The 26,365-nt window shown below is 64.7% G+C and carries 31 protein-coding genes; 14 read left to right on the top strand and 17 right to left on the bottom strand.

Translation table 11 applies throughout. The features are described 5' to 3' along the window. Positions 1-84: 84 nt before the first annotated feature. Positions 85-1,446, bottom strand: coding sequence for an NAD(P)/FAD-dependent oxidoreductase (locus AAHH99_RS05215; protein WP_418767713.1), 1,362 nt, complete (start codon positions 1,444-1,446; stop codon positions 85-87). 92 nt (positions 1,447-1,538) lie between these two features. Between AAHH99_RS05215 and cynS the strand changes: the two genes are divergently transcribed. Next, positions 1,539-1,988, top strand: coding sequence for a cyanase (cynS, locus tag AAHH99_RS05210; protein WP_418767712.1), 450 nt, complete (start codon positions 1,539-1,541; stop codon positions 1,986-1,988). A gap of 5 nt (positions 1,989-1,993) precedes the next feature. Here cynS and AAHH99_RS05205 read toward each other — a convergent pair whose 3' ends face one another. Beyond that, positions 1,994-3,520, bottom strand: coding sequence for a hypothetical protein (locus tag AAHH99_RS05205; protein WP_418767711.1), 1,527 nt, complete (start codon positions 3,518-3,520; stop codon positions 1,994-1,996). 148 nt (positions 3,521-3,668) lie between these two features. Here AAHH99_RS05205 and AAHH99_RS05200 point away from each other — a divergent pair, with 148 nt between their 5' ends. After that, positions 3,669-4,148 carry a hypothetical protein gene (locus AAHH99_RS05200; RefSeq protein WP_418767710.1) on the top strand — a complete coding sequence of 160 codons (480 nt, stop codon included), beginning with the start codon at positions 3,669-3,671 and terminating at the stop codon, positions 4,146-4,148. A 12-nt stretch (positions 4,149-4,160) separates the two neighbouring features. On the opposite strand, the gene AAHH99_RS05195 is transcribed toward AAHH99_RS05200, so the two are convergent. The 3 genes from AAHH99_RS05195 to AAHH99_RS05185 all read right to left on the bottom strand — a co-directional run bounded on the left by AAHH99_RS05195 (position 4,161) and on the right by AAHH99_RS05185 (position 5,786). After that, positions 4,161-4,394 carry a hypothetical protein gene (locus tag AAHH99_RS05195; protein ID WP_418767709.1) on the bottom strand — a complete coding sequence of 78 codons (234 nt, stop codon included), beginning with the start codon at positions 4,392-4,394 and terminating at the stop codon, positions 4,161-4,163. Positions 4,395-4,548: 154 nt separating this feature from the next. Continuing rightward, the gene (locus AAHH99_RS05190) at positions 4,549-5,223 is read right to left on the bottom strand and encodes a LuxR C-terminal-related transcriptional regulator (RefSeq protein WP_418767708.1); all 675 of its coding nucleotides are present in this window, start codon (positions 5,221-5,223) and stop codon (positions 4,549-4,551) included. Between the two features lie 227 nt (positions 5,224-5,450). Further along, positions 5,451-5,786 carry a hypothetical protein gene (locus tag AAHH99_RS05185; RefSeq protein ID WP_418767707.1) on the bottom strand — a complete coding sequence of 112 codons (336 nt, stop codon included), beginning with the start codon at positions 5,784-5,786 and terminating at the stop codon, positions 5,451-5,453. Between the two features lie 186 nt (positions 5,787-5,972). Here AAHH99_RS05185 and AAHH99_RS05180 point away from each other — a divergent pair, with 186 nt between their 5' ends. Then, positions 5,973-7,328 carry an acetamidase/formamidase family protein gene (locus AAHH99_RS05180; RefSeq protein WP_418767706.1) on the top strand — a complete coding sequence of 452 codons (1,356 nt, stop codon included), beginning with the start codon at positions 5,973-5,975 and terminating at the stop codon, positions 7,326-7,328. A gap of 23 nt (positions 7,329-7,351) precedes the next feature. On the opposite strand, the gene AAHH99_RS05175 is transcribed toward AAHH99_RS05180, so the two are convergent. Next, the gene (locus AAHH99_RS05175; RefSeq protein ID WP_064394920.1) at positions 7,352-7,846 is read right to left on the bottom strand and encodes an SRPBCC family protein; all 495 of its coding nucleotides are present in this window, start codon (positions 7,844-7,846) and stop codon (positions 7,352-7,354) included. 44 nt (positions 7,847-7,890) lie between these two features. Continuing rightward, the gene (locus AAHH99_RS05170; RefSeq protein WP_418767705.1) at positions 7,891-8,229 is read right to left on the bottom strand and encodes an ArsR/SmtB family transcription factor; all 339 of its coding nucleotides are present in this window, start codon (positions 8,227-8,229) and stop codon (positions 7,891-7,893) included. A 68-nt stretch (positions 8,230-8,297) separates the two neighbouring features. Between AAHH99_RS05170 and AAHH99_RS05165 the strand changes: the two genes are divergently transcribed. Both AAHH99_RS05165 and AAHH99_RS05160 read left to right on the top strand, forming a co-directional pair. After that, complete coding sequence (locus tag AAHH99_RS05165; protein ID WP_418767704.1) at positions 8,298-8,951, top strand: SDR family oxidoreductase; 654 nt, start codon at positions 8,298-8,300, stop codon at positions 8,949-8,951. Between the two features lie 200 nt (positions 8,952-9,151). Continuing rightward, a complete protein-coding gene (locus AAHH99_RS05160; protein ID WP_418767875.1) occupies positions 9,152-10,039 on the top strand; it encodes a DUF4344 domain-containing metallopeptidase in 888 nt (295 codons plus the stop codon). A gap of 3 nt (positions 10,040-10,042) precedes the next feature. Here the strand turns inward: AAHH99_RS05160 and AAHH99_RS05155 are convergent, their stop codons facing one another. The 7 genes from AAHH99_RS05155 to ectA form a co-directional block, all read right to left on the bottom strand. Next, positions 10,043-10,750, bottom strand: coding sequence for a Type 1 glutamine amidotransferase-like domain-containing protein (locus AAHH99_RS05155; RefSeq protein ID WP_418767874.1), 708 nt, complete (start codon positions 10,748-10,750; stop codon positions 10,043-10,045). Then, positions 10,747-11,424 (bottom strand): hypothetical protein, encoded by a 678-nt coding sequence (locus AAHH99_RS05150; RefSeq protein ID WP_418767703.1) that lies wholly within the window; start codon positions 11,422-11,424, stop codon positions 10,747-10,749. Before AAHH99_RS05150 ends, AAHH99_RS05155 begins: the two co-directional genes overlap by 4 nt. 102 nt (positions 11,425-11,526) lie before the next feature. Next, positions 11,527-12,990: a hypothetical protein gene (locus AAHH99_RS05145; protein WP_418767702.1), complete on the bottom strand. Its 1,464-nt coding sequence runs from the start codon at positions 12,988-12,990 to the stop codon at positions 11,527-11,529. A gap of 537 nt (positions 12,991-13,527) precedes the next feature. Continuing rightward, entirely contained in the window at positions 13,528-14,442 is a 915-nt protein-coding gene (thpD, locus tag AAHH99_RS05140; protein ID WP_418767701.1) for an ectoine hydroxylase, read from the bottom strand. Continuing rightward, the gene (locus AAHH99_RS05135) at positions 14,439-14,834 is read right to left on the bottom strand and encodes an ectoine synthase (RefSeq protein ID WP_418767700.1); all 396 of its coding nucleotides are present in this window, start codon (positions 14,832-14,834) and stop codon (positions 14,439-14,441) included. The genes thpD and AAHH99_RS05135 overlap by 4 nt, the downstream gene beginning before the upstream one ends. Positions 14,835-14,860: 26 nt before the next feature. Then, a complete protein-coding gene (gene ectB / locus AAHH99_RS05130) occupies positions 14,861-16,150 on the bottom strand; it encodes a diaminobutyrate--2-oxoglutarate transaminase (protein WP_418767699.1) in 1,290 nt (429 codons plus the stop codon). Positions 16,151-16,167: 17 nt separating this feature from the next. Next, positions 16,168-16,692 carry a diaminobutyrate acetyltransferase gene (gene ectA, locus AAHH99_RS05125; protein ID WP_255392238.1) on the bottom strand — a complete coding sequence of 175 codons (525 nt, stop codon included), beginning with the start codon at positions 16,690-16,692 and terminating at the stop codon, positions 16,168-16,170. Positions 16,693-17,125: 433 nt separating this feature from the next. Between ectA and AAHH99_RS05120 the strand changes: the two genes are divergently transcribed. From AAHH99_RS05120 to AAHH99_RS05090, 7 genes are all read left to right on the top strand, one after another. Beyond that, positions 17,126-17,407, top strand: a complete 282-nt coding sequence (locus tag AAHH99_RS05120; RefSeq protein WP_418767698.1) for a DUF732 domain-containing protein — start codon at positions 17,126-17,128, stop codon at positions 17,405-17,407. Between the two features lie 141 nt (positions 17,408-17,548). Then, positions 17,549-18,466 carry an esterase family protein gene (locus AAHH99_RS05115; protein ID WP_066846049.1) on the top strand — a complete coding sequence of 306 codons (918 nt, stop codon included), beginning with the start codon at positions 17,549-17,551 and terminating at the stop codon, positions 18,464-18,466. Positions 18,467-18,514: 48 nt separating this feature from the next. After that, the gene (locus AAHH99_RS05110) at positions 18,515-19,225 is read left to right on the top strand and encodes a GAF and ANTAR domain-containing protein (protein ID WP_418767697.1); all 711 of its coding nucleotides are present in this window, start codon (positions 18,515-18,517) and stop codon (positions 19,223-19,225) included. 155 nt (positions 19,226-19,380) lie between these two features. Beyond that, positions 19,381-19,728, top strand: coding sequence for an STAS domain-containing protein (locus AAHH99_RS05105; protein WP_064394931.1), 348 nt, complete (start codon positions 19,381-19,383; stop codon positions 19,726-19,728). A 32-nt stretch (positions 19,729-19,760) separates the two neighbouring features. Then, the gene (locus AAHH99_RS05100) at positions 19,761-20,210 is read left to right on the top strand and encodes an ATP-binding protein (protein WP_418767696.1); all 450 of its coding nucleotides are present in this window, start codon (positions 19,761-19,763) and stop codon (positions 20,208-20,210) included. A gap of 263 nt (positions 20,211-20,473) precedes the next feature. Next, the gene (locus AAHH99_RS05095) at positions 20,474-20,788 is read left to right on the top strand and encodes an STAS domain-containing protein (RefSeq protein WP_418767695.1); all 315 of its coding nucleotides are present in this window, start codon (positions 20,474-20,476) and stop codon (positions 20,786-20,788) included. A gap of 403 nt (positions 20,789-21,191) precedes the next feature. Next, a complete protein-coding gene (locus tag AAHH99_RS05090) occupies positions 21,192-22,208 on the top strand; it encodes a hypothetical protein (protein WP_418767694.1) in 1,017 nt (338 codons plus the stop codon). Between the two features lie 16 nt (positions 22,209-22,224). Here AAHH99_RS05090 and AAHH99_RS05085 read toward each other — a convergent pair whose 3' ends face one another. Beyond that, positions 22,225-23,106: an alpha/beta fold hydrolase gene (locus AAHH99_RS05085; protein ID WP_418767693.1), complete on the bottom strand. Its 882-nt coding sequence runs from the start codon at positions 23,104-23,106 to the stop codon at positions 22,225-22,227. A 99-nt stretch (positions 23,107-23,205) separates the two neighbouring features. On the opposite strand from AAHH99_RS05085, the gene AAHH99_RS05080 reads away from it, so the two are divergent. After that, positions 23,206-23,499, top strand: a complete 294-nt coding sequence (locus AAHH99_RS05080; RefSeq protein WP_418767692.1) for a hypothetical protein — start codon at positions 23,206-23,208, stop codon at positions 23,497-23,499. A 56-nt stretch (positions 23,500-23,555) separates the two neighbouring features. Here AAHH99_RS05080 and AAHH99_RS05075 read toward each other — a convergent pair whose 3' ends face one another. Together AAHH99_RS05075 and AAHH99_RS05070 are read right to left on the bottom strand one after the other, a co-directional pair. Then, positions 23,556-23,870 carry a hypothetical protein gene (locus tag AAHH99_RS05075; RefSeq protein WP_064420218.1) on the bottom strand — a complete coding sequence of 105 codons (315 nt, stop codon included), beginning with the start codon at positions 23,868-23,870 and terminating at the stop codon, positions 23,556-23,558. Positions 23,871-23,888: 18 nt separating this feature from the next. Further along, a complete protein-coding gene (locus tag AAHH99_RS05070; RefSeq protein WP_418767691.1) occupies positions 23,889-25,091 on the bottom strand; it encodes a lipid-transfer protein in 1,203 nt (400 codons plus the stop codon). A 220-nt stretch (positions 25,092-25,311) separates the two neighbouring features. Between AAHH99_RS05070 and AAHH99_RS05065 the strand changes: the two genes are divergently transcribed. Continuing rightward, on the top strand, positions 25,312-26,361 hold the full coding sequence (locus AAHH99_RS05065; protein ID WP_418767690.1) for a dihydrodipicolinate reductase: 1,050 nt from the start codon (positions 25,312-25,314) through the stop codon (positions 26,359-26,361). The last annotated feature ends 4 nt before the right edge of the window (positions 26,362-26,365 follow it).

Genomic DNA, 26,365 nt, shown 5'->3' with positions numbered 1-26,365 from the left:
TTGCCGCGCAGTTCCTCTCCCACGCTGCCGTCACATCCCCAGGAAGACATCGGCGGATCACTCACCCGTCGTCCGGGCCGACGGTCATGAACGGTAAGCGCGGTGATGCGGCGGTGCGGGTTCTGGAAGGTCCCACGTCGAATACGTGTAGCGCTGTTCGGGACGATCCGCTGCGCCCAGCATGAAGGCCCGGTGATAGCGGCCGGCACGTGCGATCGAGGCCAGCCAGGTGGCAACCGTGCTGATGCGGTTGCGCACACCGGTGAGGAACGCGATATGAATCAGGCCCCACGCGACCCAGCCGAGATATCCCGACACCCGGATGCGCCTCACTTGAAGCAGCGCGTTGCCATGGCTGATGTAGGCCGCCGATCCCAAATCGCGGTAGCGGTACGGGCGGCGCGGTCGCCCGGCGAGATCACGGCGGATACAGGCCGCCGCGTGCAGGCCGCCCTGCATCGCGTTCTCCGCGACGCCAGGCAGCTTGTCACGTCCGGCGAGATCGCCGACGACGAAGATCTCGGGGTGTCCCGCGACGCTCAGGTCCGGCTCGACCTGTATGCGGCCGGCGCGATCGGTGGGCGCTCCGAGGATTTCGGCAACATGACGGGCGAACGGTACGGCTTCGACGCCTGCGGTCCACAGCACGGTGCGCGTCGAGAATTGCCTGTCGGGCCCGCCGTTCTTCGGGGTGACGGTGACGCCGTCCCGCCGTACGTCGGTCACGTGCACACCGAAGTGCATCTCGACGCCGAGCTCCGCCAAGGTCGCGGTGGCCTTCGCCGACAGGCCGGGCGCGAACTTCTTCAGGACACGCTGGCCGCCGTCGAACAGCAGCACCCGCGCCTCTTGCGGCTGAATGCTGTGGAATTCGTTGGTGAGCGTGCGGGTCGCCATCTCCCGGATTTGACCGGCCAGTTCCACTCCGGTCGGACCGCCTCCGGCGACGGCGAAGGTCAGCCAGTCCGTCCGCTCCGGCCCAGGCGGCAGGGTCTCGGCAATTTCGAACGCGGTGAGGATGCGCTGCCTGATCTCCAGCGCGTCATCGAGCGTTTTCATACCCGGCGCCCAGTGCGCGAACTCCTCATTGCCCAGGTACGACTGCCGCATACCGGCCGCCAGGATGAGGACGTCGTACTCGACGACGAACGTCGTCTCGTCGGGCCGTAGTGCGGTGACGGTGCGCGCGGACGGGTCGAGTGCGATCGCCTCGCCCAGCAGGGGCTTGATGTTGTCGTATCGGGCGAACTCCTCGCGCAACGGACGGCTGATGTGGCCGATGCTCAGCTTGCCGGTCGCGCACTGGTAGAGCAGCGGTTGGAACAGGTGGTCGGCGGAGCGGTCGAGCAAGGTGATGTCGACATCGGCTTTGGCCAGTCGACGAGCACAGAACAAACCACCGAATCCGCCGCCGATGATCAAAGCCCTGGGTCGTTGCGAACTCATCATCGCAACGGTATTACCCAGCTCTGCGCCGTCCGAAGCCCGCCGGACGGCGGTGACACCACCGGCGGCCCCGAGGCGAATAAGGTCAGCGCATGACCCCGATCATGACCAAGTCCGACGCAGCGGCACTGGTGGTCGCCGCCAAGACCCGAAAGAACGTGAGCTGGACCGAGATCGCAGATGCTTTGGATGCGCCGCGCGTGTGGTGTGTCGCCGCGCTGCTCGGTCAACATCCGATGTCGGAAGCACAGGCCGAACGGGTTTGCGCCCTGCTCGATCTCGACGCCGCGGTGGGCGAGAGCTTGCAGCTCCAACCCGCCCGCGGTATCGACCCGGCGCTTCTGTCCGATCCGACCATCTATCGGTTCCAGGAAGCACTCACCGTATACGGACCGGCGATCAAGGAACTCATCCACGAGGAGTTCGGCGACGGCATCATGAGCGCGATCAACTTCAAGGTCGACGTCCGGCGCCGCGAGGACCCCGACGGAGACCGCGTGGTGGTCACGTTCGACGGGAAGTTCCTCGACTATCGCTGGTGACGCCGCTACGCCACTTCTAGAAGCACCCCGGAGTCGGGACTGGAAATCCGGGGGGAACCGGGTTCGGACGCCGTCGTGTTCGGCTGTTTGAGCTGCGCGACGACTGTCTCGTAGTTGTCGGTCTGCCATGCCCTCATGAAGGCGTCCAGCGGAACTTTCAGCTTCCTCCCTTGATCGGGGAATGCGCTGTCACTGAGGTAGACGACTCTTTCGTCGAAGTCGATTCCGGTGACGGCCACCTGATGATCCGCGGATTCGATGCCGGGCAGCGGTTCGCCTTCGACAGCATTCCAGACGGTTGCGCCCTGAACGCCGACCATCACGGCCTTCTTCGGGTCCTCGAGCGCGAACGCCAACGCTCTCAGTGCCAGGTTGCCCTCCGTCTTCTCGTAGGAGGTGAGGGTGGCAGTGATGCCGTACTCGGTGTCCAGTAGCGCGATGGCATCTTTGATGTGAACACGATCTTCTGTGTGCAGGCCCAAGTACATAGCCCGTTCCGGGTTGACCACACTTGGGGTTTCGCCTGCTATGCGGGCGATGTCCACTTCCGTCGGCATGGTTCCGGTGAGTTGGCCGACGACTGCGGCCGTGGCCATCAAGACGCAGTTCTCGGCCGACTGCTTCTGCCAATACTGCGCATTCGTTTCCGGGTCGCCGTAGAGGCCGGTGAAGACGGCTGGGGCCCTGAACCAGTCCGTAAGCCCGTGGATGAGTTCGGTGACTGCGTATACGGCGTAGTGGACGAATTCGGTCACCACCTGTACGCCAACGTAGGCGATCTCGGTAACGACATGGGCCGCGGTGGCGACGATCGCTCCCAGCGTATTTTGAGCGACTATCGCGCCGATCTGCTCGTTGAACGCGTCGGTGCGGGCTTCTTGGGCCGCAGCGAACGCTTCTGCGCGTTCGGCTTGGGCTTTGTGGAAGGCTGCGGCTCGTTCGGCTGCGGTGGGTTCGACGGTCAGTTCGTCTGGTACCGACCATGAGGGGTGTTCGGAGTCAGAGCTTGTCGTGGTAGTCGCGGCGTCGAGAAGCAGTTCCTCGGAGGGGGTTTCGGTTGTCAGGGTGTTGATGAGGTGGTGGGTGTCGATGGCCAACTGGTCATCGCTCATCCGCTCCAGGTCGCGGCGCACCAGATCCAATGAGCCCATCAGTATCACGCCCGGCAGTGGCTGCACTGGGCCGTCGAGGGTGGACAGCGGTGAGCCGACACCGACCGCTGACAGCAGGCCTGACACGATATCGATGGGCGCTGTCGAGGGGCCGTGATCGGGGGCGTCGGCCACCACAGTGCTGTGGTTGTCGGTACCCGAGGGCACCAGCGGCGCCTCGATCACCAGTGTGCCCGTGCTGGCTTCGGCGAGGCTCTGAACACCGGTGGTCTCACCCGATGCTGTGACTTCAGTTGTCGCGGAGTCGGTTACGTGTGCAAGGGACCGAGCGCTGATAGTGGTGTCGGGCCGGGTCGCGCCCGCCGCACCGACAGTGGTCGCGGTGGGCTTGAGCGCGGTGACCGAGGAGTCGGTGCCCACACGGTCGGATCGATTCTTTGTTTGCTCCCGCTCGATGGGGGCCTCAACGATCGGATCGGCTGGTGGGGCTGACGTGTCAACCACCACGGGCGTACTGGTGTCGACCTCACCGACAGGCGATGTGGCCGGCGTCGAGGCGGTCTGAGCGGTGTTCGCCGCAGTGGCCGACTCGGTCACCGACCGCTTAGCCGAGGAGTCCAAGGACTCGGTTGTCGTGTTCCTCGTCGACCGTGTCTCGGAGGCATCGGGGTCGGGCTTGGTCGTCGACCGCCCCGAACCCACAGTTGTCCTGGGCTTTGTCCCCGAGACGGTCGCTGTCGAGGAAGCCTCCGTCGACTTCGCATCGGCGTCACCGGTCGACGACGACGTACCCGACGAACTCGCCGAGGTGTCCGTCGACCCCGTCGACGCGCTCGCCGATCCCGATGAGGAACTGCCCGCCCCGGATGAGCTTGACGCCCCCGCCGAGGAACTCGCCGACGACTGTCCTCCGTCGTCGGCGACCGCTGTGCCCATACCGCAGGTGCCGACCAACCCCGCCACACCGAGCGAGAAGGCAACGGCCCCGACCCGTAACGCCACCCTTGCCGAATTCACGAGCGGTCCGACACCTCCGTCGGACCGCTGACCTGGCCGAGCATCAGCTGCTCAGCCAGACGTACCACAGGCCATCGCCGCCCTGCCGGCAATCCCAGTGCCCGTAGTTGGCATCACCCTGGGCAATCTCGACATTGGGCCCATCGACCTGGCAGGCATCCAGCGTGGAGTAGCCGCCCTCCACCTGAACCTCATCAGCGTGCGCCATACCGACACCGAGGGTGAACAACCCTCCAAACGCCAGCGCCCCCGCGGCGATCATCTTCTTCATGCTCATGCCCTCCCGTTGAATGGATCCGACGACCGCGCACTGTTCGCCGGCGTAGCGCCGATCGGACCGCGGCTCGGGGAAATATTGACGGAACCGTTATCCGACTGCCAGCAAATGGTTATTAGTTCATCTGTTCAGAGGACGGCGAGTGTGCTCGGACTCAGAGGTCGTCGACGCTGAGGATCTCGTCCTGGATCGCTCGAGCAACAAGAGCCGCCTTGGTCGGCGCGGGCCGTCCGACCGCCGCATACTTCGCCCGGACCCTTTGCAGATGAGTCGCGACGGTGGAGGGCTCGATGTACAACCGCTCGGCGACCGCGTTCTTGTTCTCAGTCTGAAACCACGCGATGAGTACCTGCTGCTCTCGGTGAGTCAACTGCGGCCGGGCCTTGCGCCGCCCGCTGTGCAGCGTCGGGGTCGACCTCGGGGCGACGTGCGGACGGCTGTTGTGGGCGGCATCGATGGCGGCCGCCAGGACGTGTTCGGGTTCGTGTTTGGCGATACAGCTGATGGCCCCCGCCTCGAGCGTCGCGGCGACGACTTCGTCGTTGACCGAACAGGTGTAGACGACGACGCGATGGCCGGCATCACAGATCTGGCGGAGCGCATCGAGGTCCGGTCCACCGCCGTCACAGGGCAGGTCGAACAACACCGTCAGCCCTGGAGTGGGCGTCCCATATGCCGCGACGAACTCCGAGGGGCTGGTGAAATGTCCGACGATCTTGGTGTGCGGCTGGCTGCGCCTCAACCACGCCTCGATGCCCGCGTACACGACTCGTTGATTGCCGACGACCACGACCGATGTCGAACGCTCCTCGTCGTCCGGCGGTGGCATGCCGCAGACCCCCTATGTCGTGCAGACGCCCTGTCAGTTGTTTGCGTATGAAAGCACTGCTGCGCCGACCGCGAGTTCGGTTTGAGCTAAATCGAACTCATAAGTCCGCGCGTCATTCCGACGTCTGCCCATAACTGTGATGCTTGAAACGCGAAAAGACGTCCAAGGGTGGAGGTCCGGTTCGTTGACGGGCACCGACCTGTTGTCGCCATGCGAGCCGAGACGGCTCAGCAGAACTGGTACTCGACGTCCCAGAAGCCGGGCGTAGGAATCCAGCGAGCCGAGAACTGCCCACCGAGGGCGGGATTGGCATCGTGGATCATTCCTGTCCCGCCGACGGCCGGGACGAAGCCCGGCGGATCCCATGAGATCGAGACCGGGTCGCCCGGTGTATCCGGCGTGCATCCGATCTGCTTTATGAGATAGCCGTCGGTGATCGTCCACTCCGCACTGGCCTGATCCGGACTCGGGGGAGGAGGGGAGGCGTGCGCGACAGCCGAGGCCCCGATGGTCGCCGCAGTCACCACGCCCGCCACCGAGACTATGAAACGCTGACCGCGCATCGGACACCTCCTTGCACCCACGATGTCTGTGACGTTAGACCGTTCGCGATCGGGTGGTTTCGTTTCGGCTGAGTCGGGATCGAGCCGCCTCCGCCTCTGGACGTCAACGGCTTCGAACGTGACGGCAACATCGACGCAACACCGGATGGGTAGCTTCGGGCGACCGACAACCCCGGAGTCATCCAAATGAACGAGTCGTTCGCCGAAGCCGCTGCCGAAACCCTCACCAGAGGGATCGGGCGTCGCGATTTCGTTCGCGCGGTGGCAGCGGTGGGGGCCGGGACGGGCATCACCGCCGTCGCGGCCGCCTGTGCGACGGGTAAAACTCCCGCAGCGACCGGCGCCACGACCGGACGCTTCGAGATCCTCCAACCCGACCACGGTGATATCGCCGGCGACCACTATCTGCGTTCGACACCCGACCAGGTGCTGTGGGGTTATGTGCCGACCGTGCATGCCGCGCCGGCGATACGGATGCGTTCGGAGCAGACGATCACTGTGGACACCGTCTCCCATGAGGGCATCCTCGAGGATCAGGGCCGCGATCCGGTCGAATACTTCGGCGGCAAGGGAGTCAACGAATCAGATGTCCTGCAGGATGCCATTGCGGTCGCATCCGAATACAACCGCACACCGCGCGACTTCGACAAGGACGGCCCGCATGTGGTGACCGGTCCGGTGTTCGTCGAAGGCGCTCAGCCCGGCGATGTGCTGAAAATCGAGACGCTACAGGCCATTCCGCGGGTGCCCTATGGCGTGGTCTCGAGTCGGCACGGTAAAGGTGCGCTCGCTCGCAAGGCCGACGGATCCGCCCCGGACGGCATCAGTGTCGAGGAAGTTATGCCGCCCGTGGCCACCGATCACAGGCCCAACGCGAACCCGGTCGAGTACGGCAATGTCTCCACTTTCACCGCCGTGGAGGACGGCCACGGCGTCATGTCCTACGGTGACGCGCGCGTGCGGTTCCCGCTGTCACCCTTCATGGGCCTGATGGGTGTCGCCTTCTCCCAGGACCGGGATATCACCGCGCCGACCGCGAATTCGATTCCCCCAACCGTCGGGGGCGGCAATATCGACATCCGGCTGCTGGGTGAGGGCTCCACGCTGTACCTTCCTGTTTTCGCGGAGGGAGCCCTCTTCTACGCCGGTGATCCCCACATGGCCATGGGGGACGGTGAAGTAGCGCTCACCGCGATGGAGGGCTCTCTGCGCGGCACCTACCGCTTGACGGTCTGTAAGCCGGGATCAGGAGATGCGCCATCGGTCGCATATCACTATCCGTTCGCCGAAACCGAGTCCGCGTGGGTGCCAATAGGACTATCCGACCCCGATGGGGCAATCGGAGGCAGCAGCAGCGATCTGAACATCGCGATGCGGCGGGCGGTGGTCAACGCCCTGGACTTCCTGCAGAACGACCAGGGGATGGACCGCGGCACCGCCTACGCCTACCTCTCGGCCGCATCCGATTTCGTTGTCTCCCAAGTAGTCGACCGAACCGTGGGCGTGCATGGCCAGATCTACAAATCGCACTTCGCGGTGTGAGACGGACGCCGTGGCGGCGCGCATCACCGTCGTGACAGGTACTTGTCGAGCTTGTCCAGCTGAGCCTTGTAACCCCACTTCATGCCGAATGCGGCCATCTTGGCCTTCGCGCCGATGTTGGTGATCGTGACGTTCAGCGCGACGACCGTCATCCCGTCTTTCTCGCTGAGGATGACGTCGTTGACGTGCTCGATCGTGGACCCCTCTTCTTCGCCCTCGGTCCACGATCGCGCGTCATACGTCAGGCGCGCGCGTTCCTCGATGCGGGTGAACGTGCCGCTCATCGGCCAGCGTGTGCCCTGGTACTTGCCCATCGCCTCGCCCGCTTCCATGACGATGTAAATCTTTCCGCCGACCACGAGGTCGATCTCACATTCCGGCACGAACGTCTTCTCCGGACCCCACCACTCCCGCACCATGTTGGGGTCCGTCCAAGCCTGCCAGACGGTTTCGATAGGAGCGCGGTACGAGCGTTCGAGGTTCAGCTTCTTGGTCTTCTTGAACATCTGCATCAGCATGGCGAATCCTCCTTATGTCGATCGGCGGTCAGGCGGTGCAGCGGTCAGTCGTCATCGGCCCGGTCCTCAGTGCCTTCGGTGATGGACTCGAGATATCTGCCCAACGAGTCGAGGCGGGTCTCCCAGAGCTGTGCGAACGATTCGGCCCAGCGGCCGATCTCCTCGAACGGTGCGGCCTCCAGGTGGTAGATCCGCCGCCGAGCCATGGGTCGGCCGGCGACTATCCCCGAATCACCCAACACCCGAAGGTGCTTACTGACCTGCGGCTGGCGAATTTCGAGTGCCTCGGCGATCTCGCCGACCGAAAGCGGCCCAGCACGCAACAATTCGACGATTTTCAGGCGGCTTGGCTCGGCAAGAGCTCCGAAGACCGTCGACTGCACGGGTTCAAAGCTAGGGCCCACGACGTATTCCTGTCAAGGAATATGTTGCAGAAGGCTACCTTGGCTGTATGGCTCGCATCTTGATCTTCGGTGGCCACGGCAACGTGGCCCTGCACCTGTCGCGGATCCTCAGTGAGCGCGGAGACGAGGTGACCTCGGTGTTTCGCAACCCGGATCACTCAGAAGAGGTGATGGTGACCGGGGCCCAGCCACTGGTGGGCGATATCGAGGCGCTGGACGTCGACGCCCTCACCGGAATCGTCGAGGGGCATGACGCCGTGGTGTTTACCGCCGGCGCCGGCGGCGGCAACCCGACTCGCACCTATGCAGTGGATCGCGATGCCGCCATCCGCATCATCGATGCCGCCGAACGTGCGGGGGTGGCCAGGTTCATCATGGTGTCGTACTTCGGTGCAAGCCCCGATCACGGTGTGCCCAAGAACAACTCGTTCTTCCACTATGCCGAGGCGAAGGCCGCTGCCGATGCGCATCTTCGGGCCAGCGGTCTGCGCTGGACGATACTGGGTCCGGGCCGCCTCACCCTGGAACCATCCACCGGCCGGATCGCCGTCGGTTCCGAGGCCGTCGGTGGCGAAGTCTCCCGCGAAGACGTTGCGCTGGTCGCCGCTGCCTGCCTGGCAGATGACACCACCGTCGGGCGCACGGTCGAGTTCAACAACGGCGATGTCCCGATCGCCGAAGCGCTGTCGCGCCTCGCCTGAGCACCTCCTACCCATAAGGCTGCAATTCCGCTCGCCCAGTCAACTGCGCGACGGCAAAGTTCACCGGTGAGCCGACACCGCTGCGGCCGACTGGCCCCCATTCCCGGCGCTGCGGTCATACGATCGGCGCAACCGTCGCACGCCGAGCGGCCCCGGGAAGGACACAGCGCTTGACCACACACGAACCAACACGAGAGCCCGTGCGCTGGGCGACGCCGTCACGAGTTCTGGCTCTCGTTGCCGCAGGAGTGTTGGCGGCGGGATGCGGAAGCTCGGGAGGAGAGGCGGCCGACACCCACGACGCGCCGAAATCGTCTACTTCCCAAGGGTCCCCGGCTGCGCAGAACCCAGACCCTCCACCGGACCCCAACGCGCCCGCCGACGGCGAGATGGTCGTCTTCTATGACATGGCCACCACCCCCGAAGCGACCAATGGGCGCAACATCATGCAGAACGATCAACTGCTCGAAGCCCTCGCCAATGACATCAACGAGACGCTCAAGCTGCCCCACAACATTTCGCTGCGCGGCTCGCAGTGCGGCGAGCCCAACGCCTTCTGGAGTGCCGACGACAACACCATCACCCTGTGTTATGAGGATGTGGACTGGGCGCAGCGAGTCTTCACCGAAGCCGGTGACCCCGATCCGAAGGCGTCGGCGCTCAACTCCGAGTACGCGACGTTCTACCACGAGGTCGGTCACATGGCGATCAGCATCTACGACCTTCCCGTGACCGGGCGCGAGGAGGACGTGGCCGATCAGCTTGCTGCCTTCGTGCTGTTGGCTCCCGGTGAAGACGGTCATGCCGACCCCGAATCGGTGCAGGCGGTCAAGGATTTCGCGCGGGCGTTCGGCGCCTCCGGTGCGCAGGCCACGGAGCTGACCGCAGACGACTTCGCCGACGAGCACTCGCTGGACGAGACCCGCATGTACAACCTCGAATGCTGGATCTACGGGTCAGATCCGAAAGCCAATGCCGACCTTGTCACGAGCGGCGAACTGCCCAAGGACCGGGCGTCGGGATGTCCCGCAGAGTGGGAGCAGCTCGACCAAGCCTGGTCGACATTGCTCGATCCCTACTTCAAGTAGCGGTTACTCCTCTGCGGGACACAACAGCGAGTGCACGACACCTGTTTCCTCATAACGGAATTCGTGCGCAGGATGCCGCAAAGGCTCGACGGTGGCGTCGTGGTGCACGATGATCCCACCACCGGCGGGGATGCCGATCCCGGTTGCGGCTCCCTGCAGCGAATAGACCGTTCCCGACAGCCGCGCCCAGCCTGAGCGCTCGTCGTGCGTGTCGATGATTGCGGGAACGAACTTGAACACGTCGAGAAGTTCTGTCGCCACCGACTCTGATGTCTCGACGATTCCGTAGCGGCCGAGCTGGATCGCACCGGCGGAGATGCCGACCAGGACAGCGCCGTGCGCGTAGCGAGCCCGGATCACGTCCGCCATGCCGGTGCTCTCGAAGACGTTCCAGCCGACCCGCACATCACCGCCGGCGAGGACGATCACACTGGCCCGCTCGAGAAAGGCGCGATCGTCGGCGCCGAAGGACGAACCGACCATGCGGAGGTCGGCAATTCCGACGTCGTCCATGGCCGCTTCGAAGATGTCGTAGAACTCCGGACGATCACCGTTGGACGCGCCGATGTAGGCGGCACTCAGGGGTGCGTCGCGAGCCAACTCGTCGACCGCCGTCTCGAGCAGCAGCCGCTCCTGCCTTTTCCAGAACAGCAACTGACTGTCTGCCAGCAGGAAGAGCGGTCGCAGGTGGCCCTGAGGAGCCGACGTCAACTGGCGTCCCGGGACCGGGACCGACCCAGGCGCCACTTGTTCTTCTTGGGTGTCTGGTACGCATCGTGAGTCCAGGCGTCCCACATGGCCTCGGATTCCTCCTGGACCGGGCTGTTGGTGACCTGCCATCCGAGGTTGCCGATTTCGGTTGTGCACCAACGGATCAGCGATCCATCGGCGCCGATCTCCTGGGCGAGTTGGACTCGGTCGTCGGTGCTGAGCTGGTCGCTGAACGCCTGCATGGTGGTTTTCAAGCGCCAGTAGGGCACGACCCCGTCGCACTGGCGGCACAGTGCCCGGAGCTCCACTCGCGCTCGGCCGAGCAGGGACGTCGGCTCTTCGTCGGTCCCAGGGCTGTCAGTCATCTCCGCGCTTTCCGAACCCGGCTGCTGCGCTTCCTCGGCCTGCCCGGTCAGTTGGCGGTACCTGATGCGGAGCTCGTCGAGCTCGCCCTCGACGGCCAGGGCTCGTTCACGCCACCATGCGGCGTGGTACTGCGCCAACTTCGCCTCGCAGTCCGCGCAGACCGCCCCTTCGCCCGCGACATCGCCAAGGATCGTGGCGCTGGTGAGCACGAGACCGCAGAGCGCCTGGTGGGTGTCGCGGTTGAGGTAGTCCCCGTGGTGCACCACCGACGCTGATGTGTCCCGTACGTAGCTGTGGGGTGGTTCCACATCAGCCAAAGTAATTGAGCGGGACCGACGTTTCCGTTGGTTCAGTGAAAACGGTCGACAGCCCCGGTGCCGTTGCCCCGGGGCTGTCGAATGAGTGAAGTACTACTTGTTGTTGTCGGAACCGTCGTCCCCACCTTCGCCCGCGCCGTTGTCACCGGGGTTGGTGGTGGTTTCGCTGCCCTGCGTGGTGCCGGTCGGCGTGGCAACCGTCGTTTCCTTCTTCTTCGGAACGTCGACTTCGACGACCTCTTTCGCGCCTTCACCTGTCGGGGCCTGCATTTCTGCGTTGGCGCCTGGAGAGAAGTTCGCCGACGGCCTCAGCACATCGCGGGTTAGCTTTTGCTTCTCAGGCAGGAAGTCGCGGAGACGCTTGGTCTCTTGCTTCGCGGGCTTCGGCTGTTCGGAGGGCTGTTCGGAGCCTTGTTCCGCACTGAGTTCGGTCTTCTTCTCAACCGGGCGCTCATCCTGCAGCGACACCTTCGGCGCCTCTGCTGCAATGCCGGCTCCCCGCTGGTCGCCTGCCCTCAGGGGGGCCTCCTCCTGCTCTGCCGGGGCTTCGTCGCGTACGACGATGTCGCGGATCGAGCCGTTGATCCGCTCGGTCGCGCTCCACAATCCGTTGCGGAAGTTTTCGACCAGATTGCCCGGGCCGCCGATCGGGGCCGGCAGGGCATCGCGAAGTCCGTAGAGCGCCGGGTCTGCCACATAAAGCGGGCCGTCGACGATGTTCTCCACCGCGGCAAGGGCTGCTTCAGTGTCACCCTGGGCGACGGCGGCCACCACCTGGACAACGCCCACCGGGCCGAGCACGGCTGCGGCAGCCAGCCGCAAGGTCGACGCAATCGCACCCTGGGTGACGCGAGAGAAGGCATCCATCGGTCCGGTCACCTCTTCGTATGCGACAGGGCCGGGCCGCTCGAACGCCTCGATGGTCCCGTCGACGAAGCGCTGTACCAGCGCGCCCGGGTCCTGCAGCCCCTCGTTGATCTCGAGGGTGAGCCGGTACAGCTGGTCGCGAATCGTTGCGACGAGGCCGTCCGGTCCGCCGAGCGGTGCGGGTAGCGCGTCGCGCAGGGCGAACAGTGCGGGGTCGATCGCCCACAGCGGCGCGTCGACGATGTTCTTCACGAATGCTTCGAAGCCCCCGGCGTCGCCGCCCTCGCTGATCGCTTGGGCGAGTTCGATCAAGGTGAGCGGGGCGAGCGCGGTGGAGCCGATCCGCAGCGCGGACGCGGCGAAGCCTTGTCCGATGCGTCCCACGCTGTCGAACCCGGTGACGGGCCTGTAGTCTCTGACGCCTTCTGCGCCCGACCGGTTGAACGCCGCGAGGGTGCCCTCGATGAAGTCCTCCAGTGCGGCACCGGGTGCGAAGGTCTCCAGCAAAGCCCGTTGCGCTTCGAATTGACGCTGGATCTCGTTGGTGTTCGCGGCCATCAGGGCCACGTCGTGCGATCGGCTTTCTGCGACGGTGTTCGCTGGTGCCGGTGCGATTGGACCAGCGGCGATGACACCTGCCCCCACAAGTGCCACCCCGGTCGTCACATATTTCTTGGCGCTAGCCTTCATCGAGCCCCTCCCCCTTATTTGCGCGCTTGATAGGAGTAGCAACCTACGCCTGCGCCGATGCTGATGGCAAGTTGCCCTGAAATCATCGACGAGAGGTATTGCTGCGAGCGATCGGGCCTGATCGTCCGATGGCCGAAAAGGCACCTTTGAACAGCTCAAATGCTCTCAAAACATCCAGGATCGATCGTGAGCGCCGCGAAGCTACTTCGCTGATGTCTCGAGCATCTGCACGTCCGCAGAGGACCGGGGAGGACTGGGGCAAATAGAAGCTGCGTGTGCCACGGGTAGCTGACACCGTCCAAGAGTCCATGGCGGGCAGAGCAGGCGCCGCTTCGGGCAGGAGGTCGCTCAGGGCAGCGTCGACTCGCTGTCCAGTTTGCGAAGATCGGCAGGGCTGCAAGCGTCAAGCCCGGGTCATTGCGCGACCGGTTGGAAGCGGCCGAGGCGCCAAAGCGGAAGCGAGCAAACGCGATGGAGGTTGAGTTCGTGGCCCGCATTTGTCGCGTGGCCGCCCTTACAGGGCGGCCACGGCGACGTTCACTGCACCAGCGAGGGAGTGCTGAAGGGTTGGCTGTCCCTGGCCGCCAGGTATTCGGGCCTCGGAGTCTCGGCTCGGAAGGGCGCCACGAGCTGGTTCTCGACGGAGTTGAACACCAGGAAGACGTTCGAGCGCGGCAACGGCGTGATGTTCGAACCCGAACCGTGCATCACGTTCGAGTCGAACCACAGCGCGGTACCGGCAGGCCCTGTGATCTGGTCGATGCCGTAGCGGGCGGCGGCCTCGCTGAGCGTGGCCTGGCTCGGAACGCCGATCTCCTGTTTCACCAACGAGGAGGTGTGATTGTTGCGCGGAGTCGCGCCGACGCACGGGTAGAACGTCTTGTGCGAACCCGGCATCACCATCAGCGAGCCGTTGTAGGGGAAGTTGTCGGTCAGCGAGATCGAACACGACACGGCCCGCATGGCGGGCATGCCGTCCTCGGCGTGCCATGTCTCGAAATCGGAATGCCAGTAGAACCCGGTCCCGGTGAATCCCGGCATCAGGTTGATCCGCGCCTGGTGCAGGTAGACGTCACTGCCCAGCAATTGACGGGCCACGGGCAAGACCGTGTCGAGGGTGACCACCTCGGCGATGACATCGCTGAACAGATGGGGCTGGAACACCGACCGGATGGTGCCGCCGGGTTCACGAATGATCCGCGGGTCCTCCGGGTCGGCCTTGGCGCCAATAGTGTTCAACTCGCCGCGCAGCGTCGTCAGCCAGTTGTTATCCACCGCCGACCGCTGCACCAGGTATCCGTTGGCGTCGATCGACTGCAGGTCGGTCTCGAACAGCGGACCGTCCGACTCCTGGCCCCACACCGTGGGCTCGGCGCGCGGAATCGGATCGCTCGGTTCCGACAGCCGCGTGGGATATCGGTCCCTGGTGTCGGTAAATATGTTGTCGCTCAACTCGCTTGCACCGCCGGGGGAGGGTAGGTACCAGTCTCGTCGTGAACCTCTTGTCCGGTCACGGGAGGATTGAATACACACAGCATCCGCAGCTGAGTATGGCATGTGACGCGGTGGCGTTCATGCCCGTCGAGCAGATACATGGTGCCGGGCCGAAGCGGGTGTTCCTCACCGGTCTCGTGGTTGGTCAGTGTGCCCGTGCCCTCGACCACCCAGACCGCCTCGACGTGATGGCGGTAGTGGAAATCGTTGACCGAGTTCGCGTCGATAGTGGTCTCGTGGAAGGAGAATCCGACGCCGTCACCCGCCAGGATGATTCGCTTGGATCTCCAGTGCTTGGCCGACACGTCGCGTTCGGTGCCGGTGATCTCGTCAGTGGTGCGCACGATCACGTCGTGCTCCTTTCGGCGTGATGTGGTCAGGAAAGCGTTGCGGCGACCGAGTCGGCGAGGATGTCGATGCCCGCATCCAGATCCGACTCGGAAGTGGTCAGCGGGGGAAGCAGTTTGACGACCTCGTCCGAGGGGCCGCTGGTCTCCATGAGTACCCCGCGATCGAACGCCGCGCGGCACACGGCCGACGCCATCGGCGCATCCTCGAACTTGAGCCCCTGCGCCATCCCGCGCCCGCGCGCGGAGACGCCGGGATACTTGTCGGCGATGGTTTCCAGGCGGTCTCGGACCTGCCGGCCCTTGGCGATCGTGTCGTCACCGAATGTCTCGGTCTGCCAATAGATCTCGAGTGCCTTGCTGGCGGTGACGAACGCCGGGTTGTGGCCACGGAAGGTGCCGTTGTGCTCGCCGGGGGTCCACACGTCCAGGTCCCTGCGGAACAAGGTCAGTGCCATCGGAAGGCCGTATCCGCTGATCGACTTGGACAGCGTGACGATGTCGGGGACGATGCCGGCCTCTTCGAAGCTGAAGAACCGGCCGGTGCGTCCGCAACCCATCTGCACGTCGTCGACGATCAACAGGATCTCGCGGCGGCTGCACAGCTCGGCGAGCGCCTGCAACCACTCCATCCGCGCGACATTGAGACCGCCCTCGCCCTGCACGGTTTCGACGATCACCGCGGCCGGGTGGTTGAGCCCGCCGCCCGAGTCGTCGAGCACGCGCTCGAACCAGTGGAAGTCCTCGGTGACGCCGCCGAAATAGTTGTCATACGGCATCGGTGTGGCGTGCACCAGCGGGATACCGGCGCCGGCGCGCTTCATCGAGTTGCCGGTGACCGACAGCGCGCCGAGGGTCATGCCGTGAAATGCGTTGGTGAAGTTAATGATCGATTCGCGACCGGTCACCTTGCGGGCCAGCTTGAGCGCTGACTCGACGGCGTTCGCCCCGGTCGGCCCCGGGAACTGCACCTTGTAGTCGAGGTCGCGAGGCTTGAGGATCAGCTGCTCGAAGTTCTCCAGGAACTCCGTCTTGGCCGCGGTGGCCATGTCGAGCGAGTGCACGATGTTGTCGTTGGCCAGGTATTCGATCAACGGCCGTTTCAGCTCGGGGTTGTTGTGGCCGTAATTCAGCGCGCCGGCTCCGGCGAAGAAGTCGAGGTAGCGCCGACCGGAGGTATCTGTCATCCACGAGCCCTGCGCGACGGCCATGGTGGTCGGCCATCCACGGCAGTAGCTGCGTACTTCGGATTCGACCGAGCTATAAACCTCGGGAAGGTCGGATTCGTCGGGACGGGGGAGTGTTGCTGGCGTAGACATGTGTCCTTTCTGAGGGGTCAGTCGGCCAAAGGTGTGGTGATGGGTCCGATCCGGACAGTCGGCTCGTCCTCGTGGGACTGATCGGCCGCCAGGTGTGCGGCGGTGAAGCGGGGTTCCTCGATCAGGGGCACCCCGTGTCGGCGAGCAAACGCGCCGAAGAACGCGCGCGAAGCCGAGTTACTCGGTGCCACCGTGGCCTCCACCGTGACCGGATGGCCTCGGCGGTTGGCGCGAACACGGTGGACGAGGCCGTCGAGCATGGCGCTGGCCAACCCGGTTCCCCGCGCAGCCGCCGAAACGGCTACCTGCCAGACGAAGAGGACTTCGGGGCGTGCCGGCGGGTGGTAGCCGGTGATCAGTCCACAGATGCCGCCGTCTTTTTCCGCGACGATGGACGTACTGGCAAAGTCGGTGGCCATCAACAGGTATGTGTAGGTGGAGTTCAGATCGAGCACTTCAGTCTCGGCCACCAGACGATGCATCGCGATGGCATCGCCCTCATTCGGCGAGCGGAGATGATTCGTCCACGAATCTGGCTGCACTGCTGGCGCTTTCGAACCAGCCGTCCGCTCCTCCGGGACTGGGTCCCGGTCGCGAATGGTCACTTGCGTTGTCACCACCGAACAAAATCATCGAATCGCATCAGTTACGTCATCGGCGTTATGACGGTATGCCAGCAAAAAATGACAGGCAAGTTTCCACAGCTCACGCGCACGCGCCGGGAGGCGTCCGGGTACGGGGGTTACCTGCGCGGATGGCGAAGTGTGAGACGGCGGTCACCTGATCAAGCCGTTATGAAAACGTTACCTGTCGACGGCGGAAATGATTCGTTCCCCTAACAACGGGTACGTTATGACGCGCCCGTCAATGTGGATGGAGTGTCGTCAGGGCACGCGGGTGTCGGGGTTTCGCGCTTGGCGCTCGGCCGGTTTCCGGGTGCGCCGCGGACATCAATGACCAATCGGAGGGGTTCTTGTGCGACGCATCTTCGGACTAATCACCGGTGCTACCGCCACAGCAGTCGCATTCGCCGCGCCGGCAGCGGCCGATCAGGCGGAGTTTGTGCGCAAGCTTCAGGAGACGTACGTCTTCCTGTCCGCGGACCAATTGATCGCCGCGGGCAACAAGGTCTGCGCCAACGCGGCGCGTGGCGTGCCCGCCGCCGAATCGATGCTGATGGTGCGCGAGGACCTGGGCGTTTCGGTTACCGCCGCAGCTGACATCGTCAGCATCGCGATCAACGAACTCGGTTGTTGATCCGCGGCCGCTGAATCCGCGGCTGAGGTTTGGTAACAAGCTGGTCAAGCGCTGCGTGGCCCGCTGAGCATGCCGGCAACGACTTGCTAGCTTGCCCGCGTGAAATCGTCTGTGAGCCGACTCTGGGCTGCGCTGTTCGCGATGCTGCTCGTCTGCGTTGGGATCCCAACGCCAACGGCCGCTGCGTATTCCCGTGACGGGTTGCCGGTGGAGACACTCGAGGTGCCGTCCCCGTCGATGGGGCGAAACATCCGCGTGCAGTTCCAGGGCGGCGGTCCGCATTCGGTGTACCTGCTCGACGGACTGCGCGCGCAGGAGGATGCCAACGGTTGGGACATCAACACCGGTGCGTTCGAGTGGTTCTACGAGTCCGGCATCTCGGTCGTGATGCCCGTAGGCGGACAGGCCAGCTTCTACACCGACTGGTATCAGCCCGCGGTGGGAAGCGCAGGCACCGTGACCTATAAGTGGGAGACGTTCCTGACTCAGGAACTGCCCGCGTGGTTGGCAGCCAACCGGGGGCAGGCGCCGACCGGCAACGCGGTCGTGGGTCTTTCGATGTCGGGCAGCGCGGCGCTGACCCTCGCGGTATGGCATCCGCGCCAGTTCATCTTCGCCGGTTCGTTGTCGGGCTACCTCAACCCGTCAAGCGGTCTATGGCCCACTCTGATCGGCTTTTCGATGAAAGACGCGGGCGGCTACAGCGCGACCCATATGTGGGGGCCGACGTCGGACCCGGCATGGCGGCGCAACGATCCGATGGTCAACGTCAACACGCTGGTCGCCAACAACACCGCGCTGTGGGTCTATTGCGGAAACGGCGCGACCTCCGAACTCGACGACGGCGCGAACTTCGGTGCGCAGTACAGCGCGCAGTTCCTCGAGAACATCACGCTGTCGACGAACAAGGAGTTCCAGCAGAAGTACCTCGCGGCGGGCGGACGGAACGCGGTGTTCAACTTCCCGACCGACGGGACGCACACCTGGGCGTACTGGGGTTCACAACTGCAGGCGATGAAGCCCGACCTGGTACGCATCCTCGGGGGAGGCCGCCCCTGACAGGGTTCGGTCATACGATGGCCGGGAACCGATCGTATGGGGTGAGATATGACGGATCTGCGCGGCGGCGCTCTTCACGAAGAGATCGCCCGGTTGGCACGAAGCCTGCACAGCCAGAAGAGCGCCGACATGGACGTCGACAACCTCGTCGACGAGGTGACCGCGACGGCGGTGCGCATCCTGCCGAATGTGCACCACGCGGGAATTTCGCTGGTGGAGCCCAAGAGCCGGCGGGTGCGCTCGGTCGCAGCCACGGGTCCGGTGCCCAAGGACCTCGACACCTTGCAGGAGGAGCTTCAGCAGGGCCCATGCGTGGACGCCGTCCACGAACACATGACGGTTCGGATCAACGACTTCCAAACCGAGGACCGATGGGTCGAGTTCATCGGACGCGCCCTCGAAGCCACCCCGGTGCGCTCCAGCCTCTCGATCCAGCTCTACACCCACGATTCGGAGATCGGTGCGCTGAACCTCTACTCGGAGCGGGCCCGTGCCTTCACACCCCACCTTGAGGACCTGGCGCTGGCGGTGGCGGCGCACGCAGCGATCGGTTTGGCGACCGCGCGCCGTAACGACCAGTTCCAAAACGCGCTGGCATCACGCGACATCATCGGTCAGGCCAAAGGAATGATCATGGAGCGCTTCGCCGTCGACGCGGCCGCTGCGTTCAACCTCCTGGTGAAGCTCTCCCAGGAGAAGAACACGCCGTTGCAGCTGATCGCGGTGCAACTGGTGGACACAGTGCACCGGCCAACATAGTAGCCAAAGCCGAGTTATTGTGGCCTGACCGGCGCGGATGGGTCCCCGTTTAGGCATCGGTATCGTGAAGCCGCTACCCTGTTGCCCGGGTTAAGACTGCAGCCTCGCGTGATCGGCCATGACCGCTACGGTGGTTGCCAAACAAGAGGTGAGGCTTGGACGGACAACTTTGTACCGAGAACTGGGTGGGACGCGTAGCTGTCGTCGCCGCCTCCGGTGACCTCGACATGCTCACGGCACCGCAGCTGCGGGACGCTGTGCAAGCGGCGTTGGGCAAGGATCCGGTGGGCTTGATCGTCGATCTGACCAGCGTTGAGTTTCTGGGGTCCGCGGGCATGCAGGTGCTGATGGAGACCCACAACCAGACCGACGGCACCGCCACCAAGTTCGCCGTCGTCGCGGACGGATCCGCCACCAGCCGGCCGCTGAAGATCACGGGGATCGCCGATCTGATCGACCTGTTTTCGTCGCTGGACGCCGCTCTCGACAACATCACAGCGTGAGCTCGGGCCGAACGGGGTAAACCGAGAACACCATGAACGCTCCGACGGAACTCGGCTTTTCCAGCAACGGCCCGGCAGACGCGCAGACCGTTGCCGAGTTCCGCAATGCCTTTGGGCAATGGCTCCGAACGAATTTCGCGCTCGACGCCGACCGGCTCAGCGACATATTGCTGGCGGTGAACGAAGCCTTGACCAATTCCGCTGAATTCGCCTATGTCCAGGCTGGACAGGCCGGGACCATGGCGGTCACCGCCCGGTACGACGCCGAGGATCGGCGCCTGGTCGCGACCGTCTCCGACCAGGGAGCCTGGCTGGAGAAAGAGCCCGACGGCAAGCCGAACACCCGCGGTCGCGGCATCCAGCTCATGCGCGCTCTCTCCGATCGGGCCACGATCGACCCCTCGGCGTCCGGCACCCGCGTACGACTCGAGTTCGACGATTGCCGGCTCGCCTCTCAGGAGCCTTTCGCAACTTCTGCGTGATTGTGTTTGGCCGGCGGCCGACGCGGGTAAAGGCGCATCGCTGACTTCCATCGCAGAAAGCGAGCGCAGGCATGGGCGAGAATTCCCCGGGCGTCGACAGCGCCCAACCCGATATCTGCGCCGAGCGCGGAACCAGGCAGCGGTAACTCGGACGCGGTCGGGAACCGGCAATGTCCGTCGCGGCGATCGAACGCCCGTCATCACAGCCCAGGCGTGGGCTGTCCGTCGCCTCCAGCACCGGTGCAATCGGTGGGTCCGGCCACGTGGTCGTGACAGTGACCGGTGAGGTCGACGCCGCCAACGCCAAGGACTTCGCGGCCCTGGTGGCTGAAACGATCGCGGACGCACAGCACGTCACACTGGATCTCTCCTGTCTGGGCTTCTTTGCCTTCGACGGGGTCACCGCCCTTTACGCCCTCAACGCACGACTCCTCCGGGCCGGTGTGCCGTGGCGCGTGCTGCCCGGTGCAGTGGTGTCCAGGGTCCTGGCACTGTGCGATCCCGAGGAGCTGATTCCGGTGGTCCGCGTGAACCCGCCGACGCCGCCCCGTAGACCCCGACTGCGCCTGGTGGGCTAGTTGTTCTTCACAGGCAGGTCGCACCGCGTCCTGTGACGGTCGTGGCGCCTGTTGCTGATTTGCTGTCGTGTCGCCTGTGATTTACCGCTCACTTTGTCATCGAAAGGTAAGAAGCCTTTATAAATGCGGTCGACCAACGTTATTCGGAAAATCTTGCGGCAGCAGTATTTACACAGGTCATGGGCTGTCTTGGCGTTGCCGAGGTTTAGTAACAATCGGGTAACGCGCGCTTTTCTAAGCGGTGTCTGAGAGGTTCACAGGTTGTCTCAGGTGCCGCTTTTCGCACCGACACGGGATGTCGGATTTCGTCGCTAAACTCGGCTCAGACCGCGCCGATTTGGCGCGTTACGACTTGAAATCTAGGTCCGGTTGCACGCGATGCCGGCGGAGGTACCGATTTTCGATGGTTGACTTTTTGATGCCTGAACATGCGCCTACGGCGTTGGGTGCAGTGGAGCTGAGCCGAGGACCGATCGGCGATATCGCCGCAACCGGCACCGGTGCAACCGTGGTGACCCACCCGGGCGACGACAGCGTCGCGGTGCTCAATTCCCGCACCCTCGCCGCCGAGGCCATCGTCGCGGTCCACGGTGAGCCCTTCGCGGTGGCAGTCCACGACGACCGCGCTTATGTGAGCACCTCATCCTGGACCCACAAGGACGAGGTGACCGTCCTGGACACCGCGACCAAGTCGGTGATCGCGTCGTACCCGCTGGCGGACAACGTCACGGCACTGGTCGTGAGCCCAGACGGCAAGCGCGTCTACGCCGGCCGAACCGGTGACGGGCACATCGACGTCGCGGTGATCGACATCCCCGCCGACCGGGTGGACACCATCGACATCGCTACCGGCGCGGGCATCGGCATCGATGCCCTCGCGATCGACCCGAGCGGAACACGGCTGTATGTCGCGACCACCGATGCGCGGGGCAGCGCGGTTCTCACCGTCGAACTCGAGACCGGCCGTGTCGGCGGTGCGGTGCGGATCGGTGCGCCGATTCGCGATGTCGCGCTCGCCGACGGCGCGGCGTTCGTCCTGAGCTCGGACCGGACCCGCGGCGGTGTGGTCCACGTGATCGAGTTGTCCTCGGGACGCATCACCGATGTCATCGACGTCGGCGGCGCCCCCACGCAGCTCGCGATGGGCGAGGACAAGAGCAGGGCCTACATCGTCGACTATGACCACGTCGCGGTGCTGTGCACGCTGACCCTGCAGATCGTCGACACGATCATCGTCGACGGCCGGCCGTCCTGCGTGGCAGTCGATTCGCGCGGTGGCCGGCTTTATGTGGCCGACTACGCGGGCGGGGTGGCGATGTTCGCCGTGAGCGCGTCGATGCCGCTGCTGTACTCGGAGTTCGTCGCGACGGATCCGATCGTGGCCCCCACGGTCCGCGAGCTCGAGCCGGTCACGGCTTAGGTAGCGCAGACCAGGGTCACGGCGTTCTCAGCTCGTCCGCGGCGACGGCGAAGATCTCGTCGCCTGAGCCGATCGCGACGAAGTGCCCTGCTCCGTCGACGGGATGCCACACCGAACCTGGCATCGAGTCCGACACCGCCTTGTTGATCGGATCGGGCACGAGTCGGTCGTCGAGCCCCTGCCACAGATGCACCGGCCTCGCGATCCGCGATACGTCGAAGTCCCAGCGCCGGTAGAGCACTTCGGCGTCGCGGACCAAGCCGTCCGAGCCGTGAGCGAAGCATTCGGCGACCGCATTCATGAACGTCGTTTCGACCTCCGGGCGACTCAGTATCTGCCGGTCGTGCTCACCGACCGACCTGAGGAGGGTCTTGACGAATCCGTCGCGCATGTTCTTGGCGGAGTATCCGAGCGCGGCATACATGAGGCGAAAGGCGGGCTTGAACCGTAGCGCGAGGAAGCCGCCAAGGGCATCGATCTTCGACAGGTACGGCGCCGCGGAGTTGTCACCGAACGCGCCGTAACTACCGGGCGCGATGCTGCTGACATGGCGCAGCCGCCCGCTGTCGATGTAGGCGGCGGCCGCCAGCGCCCATGGGCCGCCCTCCGACCAGCCCGTCACACCGAACTCCCGGTAACCCAACACATCCGCGATGGTCGTCAGGTCCTCGGCCCAGCCGGCGTACGACCGGACCTTCTGAACGCTCGACTGTCCCATACCCGGGCGGTCGACGCCGACGAGCCGGATCCCGTTCTTGGCCGCCGAGTCCGCCAACAGCAGGACCTCCAAGCGGCTGCTGGGCCCACCGTGGTTGTGCATGACGAGGGGACCGTTCGGGTCGCCGACCTCGGCGAGGGCCAGCCGACGACCGTCGCGCGTCCTCACTTCCGCAGTCATATCGTCCTTCCATCAGATCGCGTTGAACCTTCGTCGCGGTTGTCCCGTCGTACCACCTGAAAGGCCACCGGGGTCTTCGGGTCACGAAGGGAGCGCGGCATGCGCGCAATACTGTTGACAATGGTCGGGCTGGCCGCGGCGGCATGCGGTGCGATTCTCGCGCCGGCGGCCATCGCGTCGGCGGCCGATTCGGCGGAGCTGACCATCGCCACACTCGAGGCCCAAGGCTTCGACGTCAAGGTCAATCGGATCGGGAGTGCGCCCCTTGACGAGTGCGTCGTCACCGATGTCCGAAATGCCCGTGAGCGAACCGAATTGGTGCGACGCGGCGACGACCTGATCCAGGTGGTGGCCCAGCGCACGATCACCGTCACCGCGGATTGCTCACGCTGATGCGTCGGTTTCGGTGTGGTTGGTCGCGCCTATCGCAACCAACCACACCGGAGTCGCTAGCGACCGCTGCAGTCCAGCGACACCGAGATCGGCTTGCTGATGGTCACGGGGAACAGCACCCCGTCCTGATTTCCGCCGAGCAGCGGCACCAGCTGGGTGAACTCCTGGGGATTGCGCACGCTGGTGACCACGCAGTCGGACAGCGGGGCCGTGCCGATCTTGTCGATGGTCACGTTGTACCCCTGATCCTGCAGCTTGCTGATGACCTCCTGCGCCGACTCCTGATCGTCGGCCGATGCGACACCGGCGGGCAGCATGACAGCCGCGCACACGACGGTGGCGACTCCGGCGAGGATCCGTGTGGTCCGCATGCGGTCCATGATCCCCTATCAGCGCTCGGCGCGCTGGTAAGCGGTCACAACCGCGGCGCCCCCGAGCCCGATGTTGTGCTGCAGCGCGGCGGTGACGCCCTCGACCTGTCGCTTGTCGGCCGCACCGCGCAACTGCCACGTCAGCTCCGCGCACTGCGCGAGACCCGTCGCACCGAGCGGGTGTCCCTTGGAGATCAGCCCGCCGGAGGGGTTGACCACCCAACGCCCGCCGTAGGTGGTGTCGTTGTTGTCGATGAGCTTGGGCGCCTCACCCTCGGCGCACAGCCCCAGCGCCTCGTAGAGCAGTAGCTCGTTGGCCGAGAAGCAGTCGTGCAGCTCGATCACCTGGAAGTCAGCCGGTCCCAGCCCGGACTGGTCGTAAACCTGCTGTGCGGCTTTGACATTCATGTCGTAGCCGATGAGGTTCTTGGCGCTGCCGTCGAAGCTGGACTCGAAGTCGGTGGTCATCGCCTGACCCACGATCTCCACCGCCTGGCCCGCCAGGCCGTGCCTGTCGACGAAGTCCTCGCTTGCCACGATCGCTGCACCTGACCCGTCCGACGTGGGCGAGCACTGCAGCTTGGTCAGCGGGTCGGAGATCATTTTCGCGGCCAGGATGTCGTCGAGGGTGTACTCCTCCTGGAACTGCGCATACGGATTGTTCACCGAGTGCTTGTGGTTCTTGTACCCGATCTTCGCGAAATGCTCTGCGGTGCTTCCATGTTGGCGCATGTGCTCGCGACCCGCGGCGCCGAACATCCACGGCGCGACGGGGAAGCCGAACTCGTCGATCTCGGCCATCGCCGCGACGTGCTTCGCCATCGGGGATTCCCGATCGTCGTGGCCGCCTTGGAGCGACCCGGGCTGCATCTTCTCGAAACCCAGAGCGATGACGCAGTCGGCGAGCCCGCCGCGGATCGTCTGCGCGGCAAGGAACAGTGCCGTCGAACCGGTCGAGCAGTTGTTGTTGACGTTGGCGATCGGAATCCCCGTCAAGCCGAGTTCGTAGAGCGCCCGGTTGCCTGACGTCGAGTCACCGGCGACGTAGCCGACGAATCCCTGCTGGACTTCGGAGTAGTCGATGCCGGCGTCGTCGAGTGCCTTGGTGCCCGACTCCTTGGCCATCTGAGGGTAGTCCCACCCTTCACGGCGGCCCGGCTTCTCGAACCTCGTCATTCCGACACCGACGACGAAGACCCTGTTACTACTGGCGGTCGACATTGATGATCCTTTCGCTGCCCTGCGATCGACAGAAACATACAGCGCGCCAGCTGTCTAGCGGCCGATGAAAGCATCGAGGAAGCCACCCTGCAGGGGCCCCGGGGCACCGAACCCCGATCTTGATCGCGGCTATCGCAGCCATTGTGACCCGCGCGGTACGGGTTGTGGTGTAGACCTGCAAGAGTAGAACGTGTTCTAGTTTCGCGGTGAGGAGTCGGCTATGGCCCTACGGGTGGTTCAGTGGGCGACCGGTGGCGTCGGGGTCGCAGCGATCAAGGGTGTGCTCGAACATCCCGACCTCGAACTCGTCGGATGCTGGGTGCACTCGCCGGCGAAGGCAGGCAAGGACGTCGGCGAGATCGTCGGCATCGAGCCGGTGGGCGTGACCGCGACCAACAGCCTCGACGACATCCTCGCCCTCGACGCCGACGCGGTGATCTACTCGCCGCTGTTGCCCAATCCGGACGAGGTGGCCGCATTGTTGCGGTCCGGTAAGAACGTCGTCACCCCGGTCGGATGGGTGTATCCCAGCGCCCGGCAGGGCACGCCTTTGCAGGAGGCGGCGATCGCGGGAAATGCCACGCTGCACGGCACCGGCATCGCGCCAGGCGGGATCAGCGAGAAGTTTCCGCTCCTGTTCTCCGCCTTCTCGACCGGCGTGACATTCGTTCGGGCCGAAGAGTATTCCGACCTTCGCACCTACGAAGCGCCTGACGTCGTACGGCACGTGATGGGCTTCGGTGAGGTTCCAGAGAACGCGCTCAGCGGACCCATGCAGAAGCTGCTCGACGGCGGCTTCATCCAGGCGGTAAAGATGATCGTCGACAAGGTGGGTTTCCGTGCCGATCCGAAAGTCCGCTCCGCGCAGGAGATTGCGGTCGCCACTGCGCCGATCGAATCACCGATCGGTGTCATCGAACCGGGGCAGGTCGCGGGCCGCAAATTCCACTGGGAGGCCCTCGTCGACGAAGAACCGGTGGTGCGGGTCACCGTGAACTGGCTGATGGGTGAGGAAAACCTCGACCCCGCTTGGACATTCGGCCCCGAAGGCCAGCGGTACGAAATGGAGGTCCGCGGCAACCCGGATGTCAACATCGTCGTCAAGGGCTTTCAGTCGGCGGTCGGCGGAGAGGGCCCTGAGTACGGCATCGTCGGCACCGCGGCGCACTGCGTGAACTCGGTGCCCGCGGTGTGCGCCGCAGAACCCGGCATCGCAACGTATCTCGACCTGCCGTTGATCAGCGGCAGGGCGGCGCAGGGCCTCGCGTAGCGTC

Source organism: Mycobacterium neumannii (assembly GCF_048452905.1).
Classification (GTDB): Bacteria; Actinomycetota; Actinomycetes; order Mycobacteriales; family Mycobacteriaceae; genus Mycobacterium; species Mycobacterium neumannii_B.
This window is presented reverse-complemented; position numbering and strand designations above follow the sequence as displayed.

Bases quoted from the DNA above. Each gene is read 5' to 3' on its own strand.
- AAHH99_RS05165 (WP_418767704.1), top strand. From the start codon at position 8,298: ATGGCTCGCATCTTGATCTTCGGTGGCCACGGCAACGTGGCCCTGCAC.
- AAHH99_RS05185 (WP_418767707.1), bottom strand. From the start codon at position 5,786: ATGCGCGGTCAGCGTTTCATAGTCTCGGTGGCGGGCGTGGTGACTGCG.
- ectB (WP_418767699.1), bottom strand. From the start codon at position 16,150: ATGTCTACGCCAGCAACACTCCCCCGTCCCGACGAATCCGACCTTCCC.
- AAHH99_RS05175 (WP_064394920.1), bottom strand. From the start codon at position 7,846: ATGCTGATGCAGATGTTCAAGAAGACCAAGAAGCTGAACCTCGAACGC.
- AAHH99_RS05085 (WP_418767693.1), bottom strand. From the start codon at position 23,106: ATGACTGCGGAAGTGAGGACGCGCGACGGTCGTCGGCTGGCCCTCGCC.
- AAHH99_RS05070 (WP_418767691.1), bottom strand. From the start codon at position 25,091: ATGTCGACCGCCAGTAGTAACAGGGTCTTCGTCGTCGGTGTCGGAATG.
- AAHH99_RS05195 (WP_418767709.1), bottom strand. From the start codon at position 4,394: ATGAGCATGAAGAAGATGATCGCCGCGGGGGCGCTGGCGTTTGGAGGG.
- AAHH99_RS05065 (WP_418767690.1), top strand. From the start codon at position 25,312: ATGGCCCTACGGGTGGTTCAGTGGGCGACCGGTGGCGTCGGGGTCGCA.
- AAHH99_RS05100 (WP_418767696.1), top strand. From the start codon at position 19,761: ATGAACGCTCCGACGGAACTCGGCTTTTCCAGCAACGGCCCGGCAGAC.
- AAHH99_RS05115 (WP_066846049.1), top strand. From the start codon at position 17,549: ATGCTGCTCGTCTGCGTTGGGATCCCAACGCCAACGGCCGCTGCGTAT.
- AAHH99_RS05215 (WP_418767713.1), bottom strand. From the start codon at position 1,446: ATGAGTTCGCAACGACCCAGGGCTTTGATCATCGGCGGCGGATTCGGT.
- AAHH99_RS05145 (WP_418767702.1), bottom strand. From the start codon at position 12,990: ATGAAGGCTAGCGCCAAGAAATATGTGACGACCGGGGTGGCACTTGTG.
- cynS (WP_418767712.1), top strand. From the start codon at position 1,539: ATGACCCCGATCATGACCAAGTCCGACGCAGCGGCACTGGTGGTCGCC.
- AAHH99_RS05110 (WP_418767697.1), top strand. From the start codon at position 18,515: ATGACGGATCTGCGCGGCGGCGCTCTTCACGAAGAGATCGCCCGGTTG.
- AAHH99_RS05090 (WP_418767694.1), top strand. From the start codon at position 21,192: ATGGTTGACTTTTTGATGCCTGAACATGCGCCTACGGCGTTGGGTGCA.
- AAHH99_RS05190 (WP_418767708.1), bottom strand. From the start codon at position 5,223: ATGCCACCGCCGGACGACGAGGAGCGTTCGACATCGGTCGTGGTCGTC.
- AAHH99_RS05180 (WP_418767706.1), top strand. From the start codon at position 5,973: ATGAACGAGTCGTTCGCCGAAGCCGCTGCCGAAACCCTCACCAGAGGG.
- AAHH99_RS05080 (WP_418767692.1), top strand. From the start codon at position 23,206: ATGCGCGCAATACTGTTGACAATGGTCGGGCTGGCCGCGGCGGCATGC.
- AAHH99_RS05075 (WP_064420218.1), bottom strand. From the start codon at position 23,870: ATGCGGACCACACGGATCCTCGCCGGAGTCGCCACCGTCGTGTGCGCG.